This is a genomic window from Pontibacter sp. MBLB2868, from assembly GCF_051904785.1.
Classification (GTDB): Bacteria; Bacteroidota; Bacteroidia; order Cytophagales; family Hymenobacteraceae; genus Pontibacter.
The window spans coordinates 2,965,584-2,980,732 of sequence record NZ_CP196710.1 but is presented as its reverse complement, the minus strand read 5'-3'; the positions used below and the strand labels follow the sequence as shown (position 1 = coordinate 2,980,732).

Genomic DNA, 15,149 nt, shown 5'->3' with positions numbered 1-15,149 from the left:
AAAACATTTACCTGCTTTACTTACAATACTACTATAATGCGGAACATGCTTCGGATACGGGAGAGGATAGCAGTTTATCTTTTGGCGATGCTTTGCGCGCTGCCGGTACTTACTTTTGCACAACACCCTGATGATGTGGCAGCTGTTATGCAGAAACTGGTAACGGAGCGGAGGCAGGTTGAACAGTCATCAGGTTTGCCGCCAGCGGTTAAAGCAGAAAAGTTGTTAGCACTAGGGGAGTGGCAAAAGGCTGAAAATGTATTGTCTACTGCTAAGCCCACGGCACAACTTAAACTGGTAAAAGCAAGGCTGGCAATTTTGCGGAACGACTTTGGAGAGGCAGAGCAGTTAGTAAAGGAGGTGCTGCAGCAAAATCCGGAACAAAAAGATGCGCTGCTGCTGAGGAGTAAACTGCACGTGCAGGGCTGGGAACTGGACAAGGCAATGGCTGATGCAGAACAGGTGCTGCGCAGTAACCCGAAAGCGGAAGCGGCTGCGCTGGCGAAAGGCCGTATCCTGATGTTGCAGAAGAAATATGATGAGGCGCTGGAGTGGGCCAGGAAGGTGCAAAACTGGAATCCGAAGAATGCGAACGCCTATCTGCTGGAGTCCGATGTGTATTTCTGGAATCAGAAGCCTGAACTGGCCGAGAAACCATTGATTACCAGCCTTACTTTAAATCCATTTAATGCCGATGCACGCTTCAACTACGGGTATGCGATCTGGCGGAGAGTAGATGCCACACAATTGGATGACATGGCAGCGCAGTGGGAGCTGGCACTTGAGCTAAACCCGCTGCATTATGTTACGCACTGGCACTGGGGCAACGGTCATACCAACCTCACTTACGCTGACTATGCCCAGCCGGAAGATGAACAGGTCAGGGAGGCATTAAAACCAGCCGATAAACTTCTGTCGGAAAATAAGATCAGCCAGGCACTGACGGAGATAAGAAAAGTACAGCAAAAATACCCTGCCTCTGTTTTACCGGCGATGCTGCGTGGCTCAGCCTATTACATGGCTTTTGACATGGACCGCGACATGCGCCTCGATTCGGCACAAGCTATTTTTAAGCACATCCTGGATAAAAAGAAACATTACGGACCTGCCCACAATGCTCTTGCTGCAGTAATCAAACAGAAGCAGCTAACTTACCTGCATCAGTATGACTCATTGCAGCAGGTAGTACAGCAAACGGTTATTAAAGATCCGGAGAACTTTGCCAGGGTGTTTCCGGATGTGAGTTACTATCCGGGTAATGAGGTGCAGAAAATGGTGTGGGCGCAGCTATATGAAAGTATTGTGTATTTCCCTTTCCTGTCGAAGCAAAGCGAAAAGTTTGTGATCCCCCCTTTGCACACGGACTTAGCCATAGCCATGGGCTCTCCTTTCTTTCGGCAGGCTACAACATTTGATAATCGGCAGTGGATGGACATAAGGGGAGTGGGGAGTGGAGCTGCAGCGATTGAGTATGTGGTGCGTGGTTCTTACCTGGAGCGGAATGTAGTGTTGCACGAGTACGTGCACCTGTTTCACGGCAGTGTTTTTACCGATGCCGAGAACAGGGAGGTACGTCGCCTTTACTACAATGCCATGAAAGAGGGCCGCACCCTGGATTACTATTCAGCCAACAACGAGCACGAATACCTGGCACAAACCTATCCGGCATATTTTGAGCCAGTTAAAGTACACCCTCTCAATCATAAATCGATCAACACGACTGCCGATCTCAAAACTAAAGATCCTGAACTTTATACTTTCCTGGATAAACTGGTAGCAAGGCAGCGGGCATACTTAGCCGGTAATAAGCAGGTTATGGCCAGCAACTGGGCACAGGTTTACCTGAACCTGGCGCAGGAAGCAAAGCAAAAGAAAGCGTATACCGATGCTGCTGCCTTACTAGATACGGCGTTGATCTGGGATGATGCGTATCAGCCAGCCCTGATTGCTTATGCCGGTGTAAAGCAGGAGCAGAAGAAATATGATGCAGCCCAGGAGTGGTTGCAGAAGGCCAAAAGGGTGAATGACGCTTACGCACCTATTTACGTGGCTGAGGCACAATTGCTGGAGGCACAAAGGCGGGATGGAAAATTGAGCGTAGACAAAGCCGTACAGCAACAGGTAGAGCGCTATCAGAAGGCATTGGTACTAGAGGATGACCTGCTGATGCGCGCATATACCAATGAGCGTTTCCGGGAGTTCTACCTGGCTTATGGAATGGTGCCGGAGGCTGTAGCAGTGGCAGTAGCCTATGGTGCCAATGCGCCAACGCAATCCACATACCTCCGAGACCGCCGTGATGAAGCACTGGCATTTGCCAGCTGGCTACGGGGCACAGCAGTGCGATCTGACAAAGACGTGAAAGTGCTTGCTGACCTGGTGGCCCTCAAACCCCAGAACTTCGACTTACGCGGGCAATACGCTGAAGTACTGGCAGCTCAGGGGAAGTATGAGCAAGCCTTTAATACGCTGCAGGAAGCACAACGCATACTTGCTGCTGCTGGCAATCCACGTCCGGACTTTATGATACGCATGGCTGATTATAAATTACAGACAGGGGATAAGGAAGGCGCCCGGGCTGCTGTTCGGCCTATACTTGATAACAGTGTAAAGTTGCGTGAGCAGCCATACGAATTAATTCACGTTTATGCCGGCCTGGGTGAGACAGATGAAGCCGAAAAGCTTCTGGCACAGTTACCTGCTCCTGCAACTCCCTACCAGGCGGCACAGGAAACCTTTGCAAAAGCAAGGATACTTGAGGCAAAGGGAAAAAGGAGAAAAGCTATTAAAACCTATAAAGCAGCCTTACGTGTTTTTCCTTATCAACTGGAAATAAGAAACCAACTTGCTACCCTGCTACTGGAGGAGGGCCGGCAGCAGGAGGCGGCTAAATTACAAAGTTTTGGCAAAGAGCATATTTCGTTGTAAACTAGTGTTTCAAACGCTCATATAACACTAACTAACCAAATTAAAACTCATTTATGAAGCTACGTTTACTTCTGAAAGCATGGGTGCTACTGCTAATTTTTGCTGCATCGGCTTGCCGTAATATGCCGTCTGGTAACGAGGGGGCAATTGCTGTTGCTAACCCGGAACCAAATGAAATTGTGGCGCAGCCGACAACAGTTTACCTGGTGCGCCATGCCGAGAAAGATATTTCTAACCCTTCTGATCAGGATCCGGGCTTAACAGAAGCCGGTGTAGCAAGAGCCGAAGCCTTGCGTTCTCTTTTGGAAGGCCAGAAGATAGGGGCACTTTACGCTACAAAGTATAAGCGTACCAAAGATACCCTGCTACCACTTGCGCAAGCGCGGAAATTGGATGTGATCGAGTATGATGCGCATGATTTTAATGGATTGGAAAGCAAGATACTTCAGGAGCATAAAGGGGAGGTTGTTGTTGTTGCCGGCCACTCGAATACCCTGCTACCTCTCGTCGAAGCTTTTGGGGCAAGGCGCCCTGTGCCGGACATTGCCGAACGCCAGTACGACTATATCTTTAAAGTTATAGTTGCCCCGGATGGCACGGCAACTGTAGAGGCGGAGAACTTTGGCGCTAAAACGGAGTAAGGGCGGCTTCAGACGCTTTTACTGTAATTGCCAAAACAGAGATAGCCTGCTGGTCCGGACCAGCAGGCTATCTCTGTTTTGTAGCCCATGGCTTTGTGTAAAACACAAAGCAGGTATGGCTGCGTAGTAGGGTTAAAATAACACAACTATGCGTGAACTCACAATTAAGGTAGCTAAAGGGCAGGGAGAAGAAGTAATAAAGAAAGCAAAAGAAAAAGCTGGGAAAAACCTCACAATCCAGGAAGTTGATACAGGTGAACTGGTGCGGGTGCATTTGAACAACAAAGCTGTAAGCAGCTTTATTGAAAGTATAAGTTACCTGGAAGAAGCAGAGATCAGTTTGGTTCCGAGAGGAATAATTACCCTGTATCCTCCAAAGGATCAGGCACCTGACCAGGTAGAAGATGTGACCTACCGTAGCCCCATAGAAATATACTTAGGAGGTTTGCAGAGCGTAGGGTCAAAATTTGGCCTGATCAGCTATTCGGTTGCCGGTGGTGTATTAGTTTGGATAGGTTTGTATACCAATACCACGTATTTATTAGTGGCAGCTATGCTTGTAGCGCCTTTTGCGGGTCCGGCCATGAATGCGGCCCTTGCCGCCGCCGCCGGAAAGGCTGGTTTGCTTAAGCGTAGCCTTGGCCGTTATTTTCTGGCTATTTTCACGGGAATTGTAGTTACGTTTCTGCTCTCATTTTTCGTAAACCAAGACCATGCAACCCCTATGATGGTCAGTGTAAGCCATATCTCGCAGATCACGCTGTTGCTGCCTTTAGTAGCAGGGTTTGCCGGTGGCATTAACCTGGTGCAATCGGAAAGGGATAGCCTGGTAGCCGGTGCGGCAGTAGGAATGCTAGTGGCAGCTTCTCTTGCGCCCCCAACCGGGCTTATTGGCATGGCTTTAAACTTCGGTAATTGGCAGCTTGTTAGGAGCGGGATTTTTCTGCTTATACTGCAATTGGCTGGCATACAGCTGTCTGCAGCTTTGGTATTCAGATTTTTGGGTAAAGTAACAATCAAGGGAGTCCGGTTTGCCTCCGGACGTGAATATGTGTTTAAGCTGTCGATGATAATGTCTGTGCTGATAATTGCCGGCCTACTCTATTGGCAGTATTCCAATCAACCTGTGCTTCAAAAAGCAAGCCTGGCTACAGAGATAACAGATACGATGAAGGCAGAGCTGAAGAAGCTGGATTATATTGAAACGATAGAAGCCAATGCCCGCTACACCCGGGGAACCTTGCCAAACATGAACCCGGTTATTTGTGAACTGTATCTGTATAACCGAAACGACTCTTTACCGGATGAACAAGTAAAAATAATTGTGCAGAACATGTTATATGATCGCATCAAAGAAAAAGACCTGAACTCTTCCCCTATGTTTGATATTACGATGCTTAGTTACCCGGGCAAAGATAAGACGGACTAACGGCTGATGACCTGTGAGTTTGCCAGCCTGTCATGAAATGTTTTTCGTGAGATGTGGTGCATGCCGAAAGCGAACCGAACAAGTATAAGAACCAATGATACCGGTTTCGCAAAATAACGTATCGTGGCATTTTTGAAAGAAATTCGCTTTCCGTCGTCGCTTGTTACCTTTAACCCTACCAGGTATTTGCCTAATGTAGCCTGGCATGCACAGGTTTCCATACCGGCAAAGTATATCCACCCCAACAAAAAGTGGAGAAAGCGTTCCGGCTTAAAAAAATAGGCCTGATCGTTGCTGCTGAAAGTGAGGTAATCCGTTATTCCTATTAAAGTAAGTAACAGTAGCACATCTAAAGTAAACGCTATGATGCGTGTACTTAAATCAGCAAGCTCAATATTCTTATCTGTCTGAGTGTAAAGTGCTTGCATGTATTATTTTTAAGAAACTTTTGCATTTTAGTATACTAAGTGTTGGATAGTTGGTTGCACAAATAAGGAAGTAAATGAATAAAAGGTAGTTATAAAAAACAAAAAAGCCACCTGGCAGTACACAGGTGGCTTTTTTGCATGAGAATCAGGTATGTTAAGGGGCAGCTGTAAAGCGCACAACTTTGTTATTGTTAGGTTCCACTGTTCTCAGGTATTTATAAATAGCTCTTAGATCCTTCTCTTTCATACCGGCATACATGGTCCAGGGCATAACAGTGTTCATGGCTTTCATGTCAACTTTCTGTGCCATTTCAGGGTTTGAAAATGATTTGAAGCGATGTACAAAGTCATCTTCGCTCCAGGCACCTATGCCGTTTTGCTTGTCCGGTGTGATGTTAGCAGAGCGCAACACGCTGCCATTCGGAAACTGGAACTCCATACCGCCGGCAAAATTCTTACCTGCTATTGGAGCACCCTTTTCCTGGGGTGTGTGGCAATCTGAGCAGGAGGCGATAGTCAACAAGTACTTGCCTCGTAAAACCTCATTACCCAATGCTGTTTCCTCTACCACATTCAACTCATCATTTGTAGGCATGGTGCGCATAATCAGGCTGATCGGAAAGTCTGGTTCTGAATTCTGGACTTTGTTTTTAATGGGGGCCAAGGTGCGGATATAGGCGATAACTGAATATATGTCCTGCTTCGACATCTGGTTAAAAGCTTTGTAAGGCATAAGCGGGAATAGCGGTTCGCCATTTTTACTTACACCTTTGGTCATGGCACGATAAATTTCTCCATCTGTCCAGTTTCCCAGACCTGTTTCTTTATCCGAAGTAATATTTCTTGCATAGAAGGTGCCCGGGAAGCCAAGTGAATGGTCAAATATATCGCCACCTTTGCCCTCAGTGCCTGGTGCAAGGGGCCCGGAGTAGCGACTCCAGTCCCGTGTGGAGTGGCAATCGATACACACGGCAACGTGGTTGGCAATGTATTCACCACGCTCAACCAGAGCAGGAGTTTTAGGGACAGCGATAGCTGGCGCTGCATCAACCTTCGGGAAGGCATATTGCAGGTAGAGAACTGCTGCGGCTGCTATGGCCACTATGACCATAACTACATAGCCAACAATTTTTAATGCTTTTTTCATAAAGTTTAATTTTGTGCGGAAGATACTTTACGGTAGTATCATAAGTAAATGTTTATAAAAAATATTAGAAAAACAATTTAACGGGGTAGGCAATTTTTCAGCACTTTAGCAGAAGCTATTATAGCCTGAGTAAACAGCAACAAAAAAGCCGCAGACGGATAGTCTGCGGCTTTTTTAAGAAGTTATGGAAGTCTATTTAAAGGTGTCTTTGCTGTCAATGATCTTCACATCTTTCACATTCAGCTTATAGTTCGCGATCACATCATCCTCGGCCAGTACTTCCTTGGGCAAACCTTCTTTTACAAGGTTAGAGTAGCTCATTGGTGATGGCGTATTATTGAGTAGTGCCTGCTTCAGAGGTTCAGCCTCACTGTCATCGGTTACAATGGTGATAAACATATTCTCTGTCTGCCAGTACTTCTTCACGGCATTATTAACTTCTTCCACAGTCAGGTTAGCTAACAAGCTATCCAGCTCCTGGATGTAGTCTTTACGGCCATAAAAGCGGGAGTCCATCAGGAAGCCAAGCTGCTTTTCCTGTGTCTGTATGTACAGTTTTATGTATGATCTCAGGAACTTGCGTGTCAGTTCAAACTCCTCCTGTGTCATCCCGTTCTTGATCAGGTTATCCACTTCACGAATAGCCAGGCGCAGTGCAAATTGCGCATGTCCAACATTAATGTCGCTTAGTTCGGAGTACTGCTTTTTAAGGCCTTCAGCTATCTGCACCGGGCGTATCCAGAGGGCAAAATAGTTGGAGGAGCGCGGTACTCCCGGGTTTGGTAGCTGAAAACTGCCGCCCTGGTCATACCACTCAATATATGAATAGTCGCCGTAGTTCATAGAGCGGGTAGTGCGTATTTTATCATACAGTTTGCCGTAGCTTTTGCGGTGCTCACCCAGAAAAGAGTTGGCTACCATCAGGGCTGCAAAATCGTCGGCAGAACGTGTTACCGGCATAGGGGTGCCCGTGAAAATGGCAGAGCCAAGTGCATCGTCTTTTTTGATAATCTCCACCTGCAGGCCATTCGGCTTGTTCGGCTCCCCAGCCTTTGGCAGGTTTGGCTTCACATCAGACATTTGTGCCACATCAGCTTTCAGTTTATTCAGAAAATCATCGCTGTAATTACCGGCAATCCCGATCAGCACATTGTTCTGTGTGAAGTAGTTGCGCCAGTGGTTCTTTACATCTTCCAGGGTAATATTAGGTACACTAGCCGAAGTGCCCTCTACCACATGCTGGTAGTTGGTGCCCCGAAACAGTAAGTCCTCCAACGCTTTTTTGCTATACTCCTCATCAGACGAAGCTCGTATTACCTGGTCCACAAAATTCTGTTGGTTTGACTTTACGCGTTTAAAGTCCTCTTCTGCAAAAGCAGGGTTCAGCAACAGGCCTCGCAAGATCGGGTAGAAGTCGTTGAGGAAGTCCTTGTGAACGGCAAACGTGAACACCGTTACCTCTTTATCTACATTGTTATAGTAATCTGCGGCCCATGGGTAGATCTTATCCTTTATCTGGGATATGGTCATGTCCTTGGTGCCTGACTCTGTGATCATCTGGGCAGTAGTATAAGTAAGGCCTTCTTTCCCTTTGGGGTCAGACATAGAGCCGTTCTTGAACATCAGTTTGATGATGACTTTATTGGATTCCGGTTGCTTCAGTTCTACCACTTTGCCTGGCCCGAAAGCCTCGTTGGCATCGTAAGGGGCAGGGGCTGTTGTAGCGGGTGCCGTCGTTTCAGTTTCGGTGGTTTGCTGTGATACCTGGGGCTGCTTGGCGCAGGAAACTGCCAGTAAAGCCAGTGGTAGTATATATGCAGCTATTTTTTTCATACTTCTTATCTTCATGTCTTTAAACATTTCTTTCCGTGCTTCTTACTTTACCGGCGACTTATCTGTCGGGGCAATAGTGCCCACAGTCATGGTCTGTGGCGTGAAGTACTTCTTGACAACATTCATCAGGTCCTGTGCCGTGATGGTATCAAACACGCTGTAAATGTTATTCAGCGACTCAGGGTCACCGCTAAGCCAGATAAAACGTGCCAGTGAGTTGGCAATAGCATCCGGACTGTCCATGCTCATGGCAAAGCTATACTTAATGCGCGACTTGGTGTCCTCGATCTTTTTTGCGTCAATCGGCTTCGTTTTTGCCTCGTTCAACGTCTTCATGATCTCGTCTTTCACATACTGCATGTCTTCAGCTTTCAGCAGCGAAGCAGCTACCGAGATCAGGTTAGGATCGCGGGAGAACTGCGGGCCACCAGCTATGAAACGTGCCTTTTGTTCGTCAACTACCAGCTTGCGGTACAGGTCAGAGTTTTCTGCAAACAGAATAGTGGAAAGTATACTTAGCGCAGGCAGGTCTTTGTCTTTGTCAGAGAAAGCCGGGCCTTTAAAATTAAGGCTTAGGTATGGCGGGAAGCCCTGCTGCTTTACATGCGCATAGCGGGTTTCGGTTTGTTTTGGCTCCTTTGGTATCTCAGGCTTATAAGTGCCACGCTTCCAATCACCGAAGTACTGCTGCGCCAGGTTATTCACCCGTTCCGGAGTTACATCGCCTACCACCACAATAGTTGTGTATTCCGGGCGGTAAAAACGATCAAAAAATGTAAGCGAGTAGTCGTACTGGTTTGGCATGTCAACCACATCCTCAAAGAAACCCATGGTGGTATGGGAGTAGGTATGGTTTTTAAAGGCTGTACTTACAAGTTTTTCATACAGCTGCTGATACGGGCTGGCTGAGTTTTTGGTATACTCACCCTTTACGGCTCCGGCCTCCGTTTTAAAGTCGTGTTCGCTATACTTCAGGTTCTGAAAGCGGTCAGCCTCTATCTCAAACATTTTATCCAGCATTTCAGCATTACCCGTCATGTGGTATACCGTTCTGTCGATGGAGGTGTTGGCGTTGGCGGCGGCACCCATGGCCTTCATAATGTCGCCATAATCTTCTGTGGAGTACTTTTCTGTGCCCCGGAACATCATGTGCTCAAAGAAGTGGGCAAATCCGGTTTTCCCTTTTTCTACCTCCTCACGGGAGCCTGCACGCACCACAATGTAAAAAGCCGCTAGTCCAGGGCTGTTATAAGGCACCGTAACTATATTCAGGCCATTGCTTAGCTTTTTCTGGTGGATAGGATAGGGCAGGATTTTGTCTTTCTGGCTGCTTTGCTGTGCTATTGCCGGAGAGAGGGCAAAAACAAAAAGGAGCAGCAGTGCTACTAATCTGTTTTTCATATGATAGTTTTTTGAGTTAGTGTACTGCCTACTGGCAAATTTATATACATGAATATTCCTGAAACGGGCATCGCTGCCAAATGATACGCTTCCGGAACAATTGGTGTAGAATGTATTTGTACTCCTAACGCTTTATAATGCAAGAAGCCCGGCTTTGATAGCCGGGCTTCTTGCATTATATGGATGGTAACAGTTTAAACCAGTTCAGCAGCTCTGTCTTCTTCCTGTATCGGGCTTGCTTCCTCATTACTTGACTCTACCAGTCCAACTTCAGGTTGTGGGTTAAACTCTCCTTCCCAACGGGCCACAACAGCGGTTGCAAGACAGTTACCTGTTACGTTGATAGAAGTTCGGGCCATATCCATCAGCTCATCAATTCCAAGTATGGCAAATACAGGCCACACAGGCAGGTTGAACGATGCTACAGTACCTAAAAGTATAACCAAAGATGCACGTGGCACACCTGCAACCCCTTTGCTGGTCAACATTAAAGTAAATACCATTACCAGCTGTTGTTCCCAGCTCAGGTCAATACCTGCAGCCTGGGCCACAAATACAGAGGCAAGTGCTAAGTATAAGGTAGTGCCATCCAGGTTGAAGCTATAACCGGTTGGCATTACAAAGGCTACGATCTTACGTGGTACGCCCATTTTCTCCATCTCTTCCATAGCGCGTGGCAGTGCGGCCTCAGAACTTGTGGTAGCGAAGGCAATGGAAACAGGACCTGAGATAGCTTTCAGGAAACGTTTGATCGGAACACGGGCAATAAGGGCAACCGGTAGCAGCACCAGTACTGCAAAAGCAAATAGAGCTACATACAGGGTGGCCAGCAACTGGAACAGGTTTACCAGAATTGCTAAGCCCATGTGCCCTACAGTATAGGCTATAGCGGCACCAACACCAATAGGAGCAAAGTACATGATAATGTTGGTGAACTTGAACATAGTTTCGGAGAGGCTCTCACAGAAATCCAGCATGGGCTTCCGCTTTTTCTCGCTAACCATGGCCAGGCCAATGGCAAACAACACACTGAAGATCACAATTTGCAATACTTGTCCTTCAGCAACAGACTTAGCTATGTTTTCCGGGAAAACATGAAGAATTATATCTGTAGCGGTTTGCTTTGGCTGTGCTGTAATCTCATTATTTACTTCAGCCAGGTTCATGCTTATGCCCTCGCCGGCTTTTGTAAGATTTATGGCAGCCAGGCCTATAAATAAGGCCAGCGTAGTTACTATCTCAAAGTATAGGATCGCTTTCCAGCCCATGCTGCCCACCTGCTTTAAATTGGAGTGGCCGGCAATACCTACAACCAAAGTGGCAAAAATAAGGGGCGCGATAATTGTTTTGATCAGCTTGAGGAATATCTTGCTGAGCACGCTAAGGTCTGTGGCAAAAGCAGGGAAATCATAACCGATCTCTGCGCCTACTACCATACTGACAAGGATCCAGGTGGTAAGTGAGCGTTTTTGTAGTCCGTACATCAGCAATACACCAATGCCTGCCCAGCGTATAGCCATCAGTACCTCAGATGGCAATGAAAGGACGCCATACTGCTGAAGCACCGTAAGAATGGCAGCCAATGTGACGCACACGAGTGTCGCCAAAGGTAAGAATGACTTCTTCATAAAAGAATTTATAAAGACAGGTACTCAGAGTAACTGCCGGGATAAAAGATACTTGTGTGGTAAGCACTGCGAAAGACCCTTGATCAGGGGTAAAATCACATGGCATACCTACAAAAATTTAGCAAATATAGGTGCTTCCCGCACATTGCCAAATAGGGCGGAGGGGAATCTGAAACTTATTTCTGAAGAAGAAGCGTGCAAGTATAGGCAATCAACCTGTATTACTGGCTTATTGCTCTTGCGGGACACTTTGAGGGCTTAAGTTTTGGCTGGAATATACTGCATCTTCTATGCGTATGTGCGGAGCAGTATGATATGTATAATCCAAAAAATTACGTTATTGTGAAACCTTTTAATAATAAAATTGTTAATATGTTTGTACATTAAATGTATGTACATATATTTGCACCACCATTACCTTATTTGTATAGCATGAAGATTGAGGATGAGATCAAGCAGCGCTCATTTAAGAGTGCCTACCAGAAAGCAAATATCAACCTGATCTATACTTCTGGATGGATTCAGCAGCAGCAGGCGGCATTATTCAAGCCTTTTGGGGTTACGCTTCCGCAGTTTAATATTTTGAGGATACTGCGCGGACAATACCCGGAGCCGGCAACCATCAGTTTGCTGATCGAGAGAATGCTTGACAAGACTTCCAATGCCTCCCGAATTGTGGATAAACTGGAAGCCAAAGGCCTGGTAACACGCAAACAATGCCCTGCTGACCGTCGCACAGTGGATGTGCAGATCACAGACAAAGGGCTGGCGCTGTTACGTGAGATGGACTCTATGGAGGGCGGTGTAGGTACAGGTATAAAGAACCTGACGGAGCAGGAAGCAGAGCAATTGAATACGCTTCTGGATAAGATCAGAGACTAAACTTAAAACAACTATTATAACAAAGCGATAATTATTTAAAGGATCATGAAAAAATTAACAATTCTAGCTTCACTTGCGAGTGCATTAATGTTTACGGCCTACGCCGGCAACATCTCAAAAAACAACAACGAGAAAACTATCTCTACTGAGGTTGCTATTGCTGCTAAGGCGCGTACTTATAAAGTAGATGTAGCTAAGAGCGAAGTTAAATGGCATGCCAAGAAGGTAACCGGAGAGCACTTTGGTACTATTGGCGTAAATCAAGGCCAGCTGCTGGTTAACGGTAACAAAGTTACCGGAGGTACCTTTGCGATAGACATGAGCTCGATTGTTTGTACTGACATTCAGGATGCTAATTATAATAAAAAGCTGGTAGGCCACCTGAAGTCTGATGATTTCTTTAGTGTAGAGAAGCATCCAACAGCTACTTTCAGCATCACCAATGTAAAGCCAATTGCTGGAGCAACTGCCGGCCAGCCAAATTACACTGTAACAGGTGACCTGACTATTAAAGGCATCACAAAGGCTATCAATTTCCCAGCAACTATCAGTGTAAAGAATGGTGTAGCTACTGCGAAGGCAGATGTTACCGTAGACCGTTCTAAATTCGATATTCGTTATGGCTCAAACAGTTTCTTCGATAATTTAGGAGATAAAGCCATTTATGATGATTTCGTGGTATCGCTGGATGTAACTGCCAAGCAGTAACCAGAACCAGGCACACTTAAAAGCCGGTATGCACTTAACGAAGTGCATACCGGCTTTTCTTTTTATCTTTCGGCTATACTTACTCTAGAGGCAAAATTCAGGAGGCTTATTTATGAATACTATCAGACTGCTCCTCTCTTTATTATGTGTTTTTGTGTTGGCCTGTTTGCCTGGCTGCTCCAGCGATGACGAGCCAAACGCGCAGGAAATTGTTGATGCAGCCATCGCTGCACATGGAGGCGCCAACCTGGATCAGGCAGTGGTAAGCTTCAGGCTGCGCGACAAACAGTACCGGGCCTTACGCGATAAAGATGCTTATTTGTATAGCCGCACGTTTACCGACGACTCTACAGGGCAGCGGATACATGATGTACTGACCAACAGTGGTTTTACCAGGACTGTTGATTCGGAAAAGGTGGAGCTGCCACAGGAACGTAAAGATGCCTATAGTGCTTCCGTTAACTCTGTCATATATTTCGCACTACTGCCGTATTTTTTAAATGATGCTGCGGTAAAGAAGGCCTACCTTGGAGAGGCAAAGGTTAAGGGAGAGCCATACTATAAAGTGAAAGTTACCTTTGTGCAAAACGGAGGAGGTGAGGATCATGAAGACGAATATGTTTACTGGATTCACCAGAAGAAGCATACGATGGATTACCTGGCTTATAGTTATGTAGAAGAGGATGGCAAAGGCTCGCGTTTCCGGGAGGCTGTTAATCCCCGCAAAATAGGCGGCGTGCTTTTCCAGGATTATGTCAACTATACTTCCAGAAAAGATTTTCCGCTGCAAAATTACGATAAGGCCTTTGAGAAGGGCGAGCTGGAAAAGGTGTCAGAAATAAACCTGGAGGAAGTGCAGTTAAGTGAACTGCCTGAAAATTAATCTACCTCAAATTCCTGAGGCAGAGCGAAGGTAAGAGGCTTTTTCCGGCTGTGGATCTGCTGCAGGAAATCATCCAGTTCCGATTTGTACTCCAGGTAATAATCTTCGTGCAGGTTCTTACGGATAAGCTGTATGGTGCGCAGTAACAGACGCGCAGTAGCAGTATAAAAGCTTTTATAATAACTATCGAACTGCCCTGAGAAATTATTGAAAATCTGGCGCAGGGTGTACAGGTGTAGCTCTATCTCTGATTTAGGATCTTTTGTGATCCGTTTGAACCGGGCAATTTCTTTAACAGCTTTTCTTAGTGCTTTCGTGAGGGCTTTTGCCAGGCTGCGGCCACTGGCATTTACCAGCAGTTCCTGTATCTTATCAGCACTTTGCTCAAACAATTCTTCGAGTGTTAACTCCTGTAGCTCATACGAAAGTAGATCGTACAGTTCAGCATCGCGGCGGGCGGCCTTAAGTATGATGGCTTCTTTTTCTTTTTCGCTTAACTGTTTAACAGCCTTACGAAAGGCCGGGGAGACTGCTGGCATAAGTGTCTGGTTATGGGAGATTTTGCAAATCCAACAGATCTTGCTGGCGTGCGGTGGCCATCTTATTCTTCTTAAGATCTTCTAAGCTAATGAAGTTGGCCATAACATCTCCAAAGGGCATTACGGCTTTTTTATCCCAACAGGTTTTAAATTCGACACCGGCCAGACCCGTAGAAAGGTCAATGCGGTTAGGCGGATAACCCAACTGTACTACAATATCAGGTGTTGTGAGGTCCTCCTGGTTAACTTCGTTTTCGGTGTAGCCAAACTGTTGCAGTACCGGTAGTAATTTTTCTGCGTTCTCTGGAGTGGGGTTGATCCAGATATCAATATCTCCGGTGTAACGTGGGTAACCGTAAAGGGCAACAGCAAATCCGCCTGCAATTAAATATTCAGCTCCACAGGCGTTTATAACTTTTATAAACTCTTGAAAATCGTGTGTCAGCTCCATTTTTACTAAAAATCTGTAGTGCTCTCGCAACTGCTCCAGCGCTGCTAGGCGTTCTTCTGGGAGCAGGGATAACCAATACTTCAGGTCATTGTTGCTGTCCGACAATTTTTTTTTACTAACCGCTCTGCTTGCCGGGAGGGGCAGAGGGGTGCCTGCTTTCTTTTTCAAATCCATAGTTGGTTTAAGGCTGTATAACAGCCAGATTAAAAGCAGCTTATATTTTGTGTGGGGCTCTGCCAAAGCAACAGCCC

Annotated in this window: 13 protein-coding genes; 6 read left to right on the top strand and 7 right to left on the bottom strand. The window is 46.3% G+C overall.

Features of this window, described 5'->3' with window-relative positions; genetic code table 11:
* Positions 1-36 precede the first annotated feature (36 nt).
* The 3 genes from ACSX1A_RS12640 to ACSX1A_RS12630 all read left to right on the top strand — a co-directional run bounded on the left by ACSX1A_RS12640 (position 37) and on the right by ACSX1A_RS12630 (position 4,998).
* Positions 37-2,928: a tetratricopeptide repeat protein gene (locus ACSX1A_RS12640; protein ID WP_439880005.1), complete on the top strand. Its 2,892-nt coding sequence runs from the start codon at positions 37-39 to the stop codon at positions 2,926-2,928.
* Between the two features lie 53 nt (positions 2,929-2,981).
* Positions 2,982-3,569: a SixA phosphatase family protein gene (locus tag ACSX1A_RS12635; protein WP_439880004.1), complete on the top strand. Its 588-nt coding sequence runs from the start codon at positions 2,982-2,984 to the stop codon at positions 3,567-3,569.
* A gap of 148 nt (positions 3,570-3,717) precedes the next feature.
* Positions 3,718-4,998: a DUF389 domain-containing protein gene (locus ACSX1A_RS12630; RefSeq protein ID WP_439880003.1), complete on the top strand. Its 1,281-nt coding sequence runs from the start codon at positions 3,718-3,720 to the stop codon at positions 4,996-4,998.
* On the opposite strand, the gene ACSX1A_RS12625 is transcribed toward ACSX1A_RS12630, so the two are convergent.
* From ACSX1A_RS12625 to ACSX1A_RS12605, 5 genes are all read right to left on the bottom strand, one after another.
* On the bottom strand, positions 4,995-5,426 hold the full coding sequence (locus ACSX1A_RS12625; RefSeq protein ID WP_439880002.1) for an RDD family protein: 432 nt from the start codon (positions 5,424-5,426) through the stop codon (positions 4,995-4,997). The two genes, ACSX1A_RS12630 and ACSX1A_RS12625, sit on opposite strands and share 4 nt — an antisense overlap.
* Positions 5,427-5,580: 154 nt before the next feature.
* A complete protein-coding gene (locus tag ACSX1A_RS12620; protein ID WP_439880001.1) occupies positions 5,581-6,573 on the bottom strand; it encodes a c-type cytochrome in 993 nt (330 codons plus the stop codon).
* Between the two features lie 192 nt (positions 6,574-6,765).
* Complete coding sequence (locus ACSX1A_RS12615) at positions 6,766-8,406, bottom strand: M16 family metallopeptidase (RefSeq protein WP_439880000.1); 1,641 nt, start codon at positions 8,404-8,406, stop codon at positions 6,766-6,768.
* Between the two features lie 42 nt (positions 8,407-8,448).
* Positions 8,449-9,807 (bottom strand): M16 family metallopeptidase, encoded by a 1,359-nt coding sequence (locus ACSX1A_RS12610; protein ID WP_439879999.1) that lies wholly within the window; start codon positions 9,805-9,807, stop codon positions 8,449-8,451.
* A gap of 194 nt (positions 9,808-10,001) precedes the next feature.
* The gene (locus tag ACSX1A_RS12605; RefSeq protein ID WP_439879998.1) at positions 10,002-11,435 is read right to left on the bottom strand and encodes a dicarboxylate/amino acid:cation symporter; all 1,434 of its coding nucleotides are present in this window, start codon (positions 11,433-11,435) and stop codon (positions 10,002-10,004) included.
* A 432-nt stretch (positions 11,436-11,867) separates the two neighbouring features.
* On the opposite strand from ACSX1A_RS12605, the gene ACSX1A_RS12600 reads away from it, so the two are divergent.
* From ACSX1A_RS12600 to ACSX1A_RS12590, 3 genes are all read left to right on the top strand, one after another.
* Positions 11,868-12,317, top strand: a complete 450-nt coding sequence (locus ACSX1A_RS12600) for a MarR family winged helix-turn-helix transcriptional regulator (protein ID WP_439879997.1) — start codon at positions 11,868-11,870, stop codon at positions 12,315-12,317.
* 45 nt (positions 12,318-12,362) lie between these two features.
* Entirely contained in the window at positions 12,363-13,025 is a 663-nt protein-coding gene (locus ACSX1A_RS12595; RefSeq protein ID WP_439879996.1) for a YceI family protein, read from the top strand.
* A 112-nt stretch (positions 13,026-13,137) separates the two neighbouring features.
* Positions 13,138-13,908, top strand: a complete 771-nt coding sequence (locus tag ACSX1A_RS12590) for a DUF6503 family protein (protein ID WP_439879995.1) — start codon at positions 13,138-13,140, stop codon at positions 13,906-13,908.
* Here ACSX1A_RS12590 and ACSX1A_RS12585 read toward each other — a convergent pair.
* Together ACSX1A_RS12585 and ACSX1A_RS12580 are read right to left on the bottom strand one after the other, a co-directional pair.
* Positions 13,905-14,447 (bottom strand): hypothetical protein, encoded by a 543-nt coding sequence (locus ACSX1A_RS12585; RefSeq protein WP_439879994.1) that lies wholly within the window; start codon positions 14,445-14,447, stop codon positions 13,905-13,907. The two genes, ACSX1A_RS12590 and ACSX1A_RS12585, sit on opposite strands and share 4 nt — an antisense overlap.
* 10 nt (positions 14,448-14,457) lie before the next feature.
* Entirely contained in the window at positions 14,458-15,072 is a 615-nt protein-coding gene (locus ACSX1A_RS12580; protein WP_439879993.1) for a hypothetical protein, read from the bottom strand.
* Between the last annotated feature and the right edge of the window lie 77 nt (positions 15,073-15,149).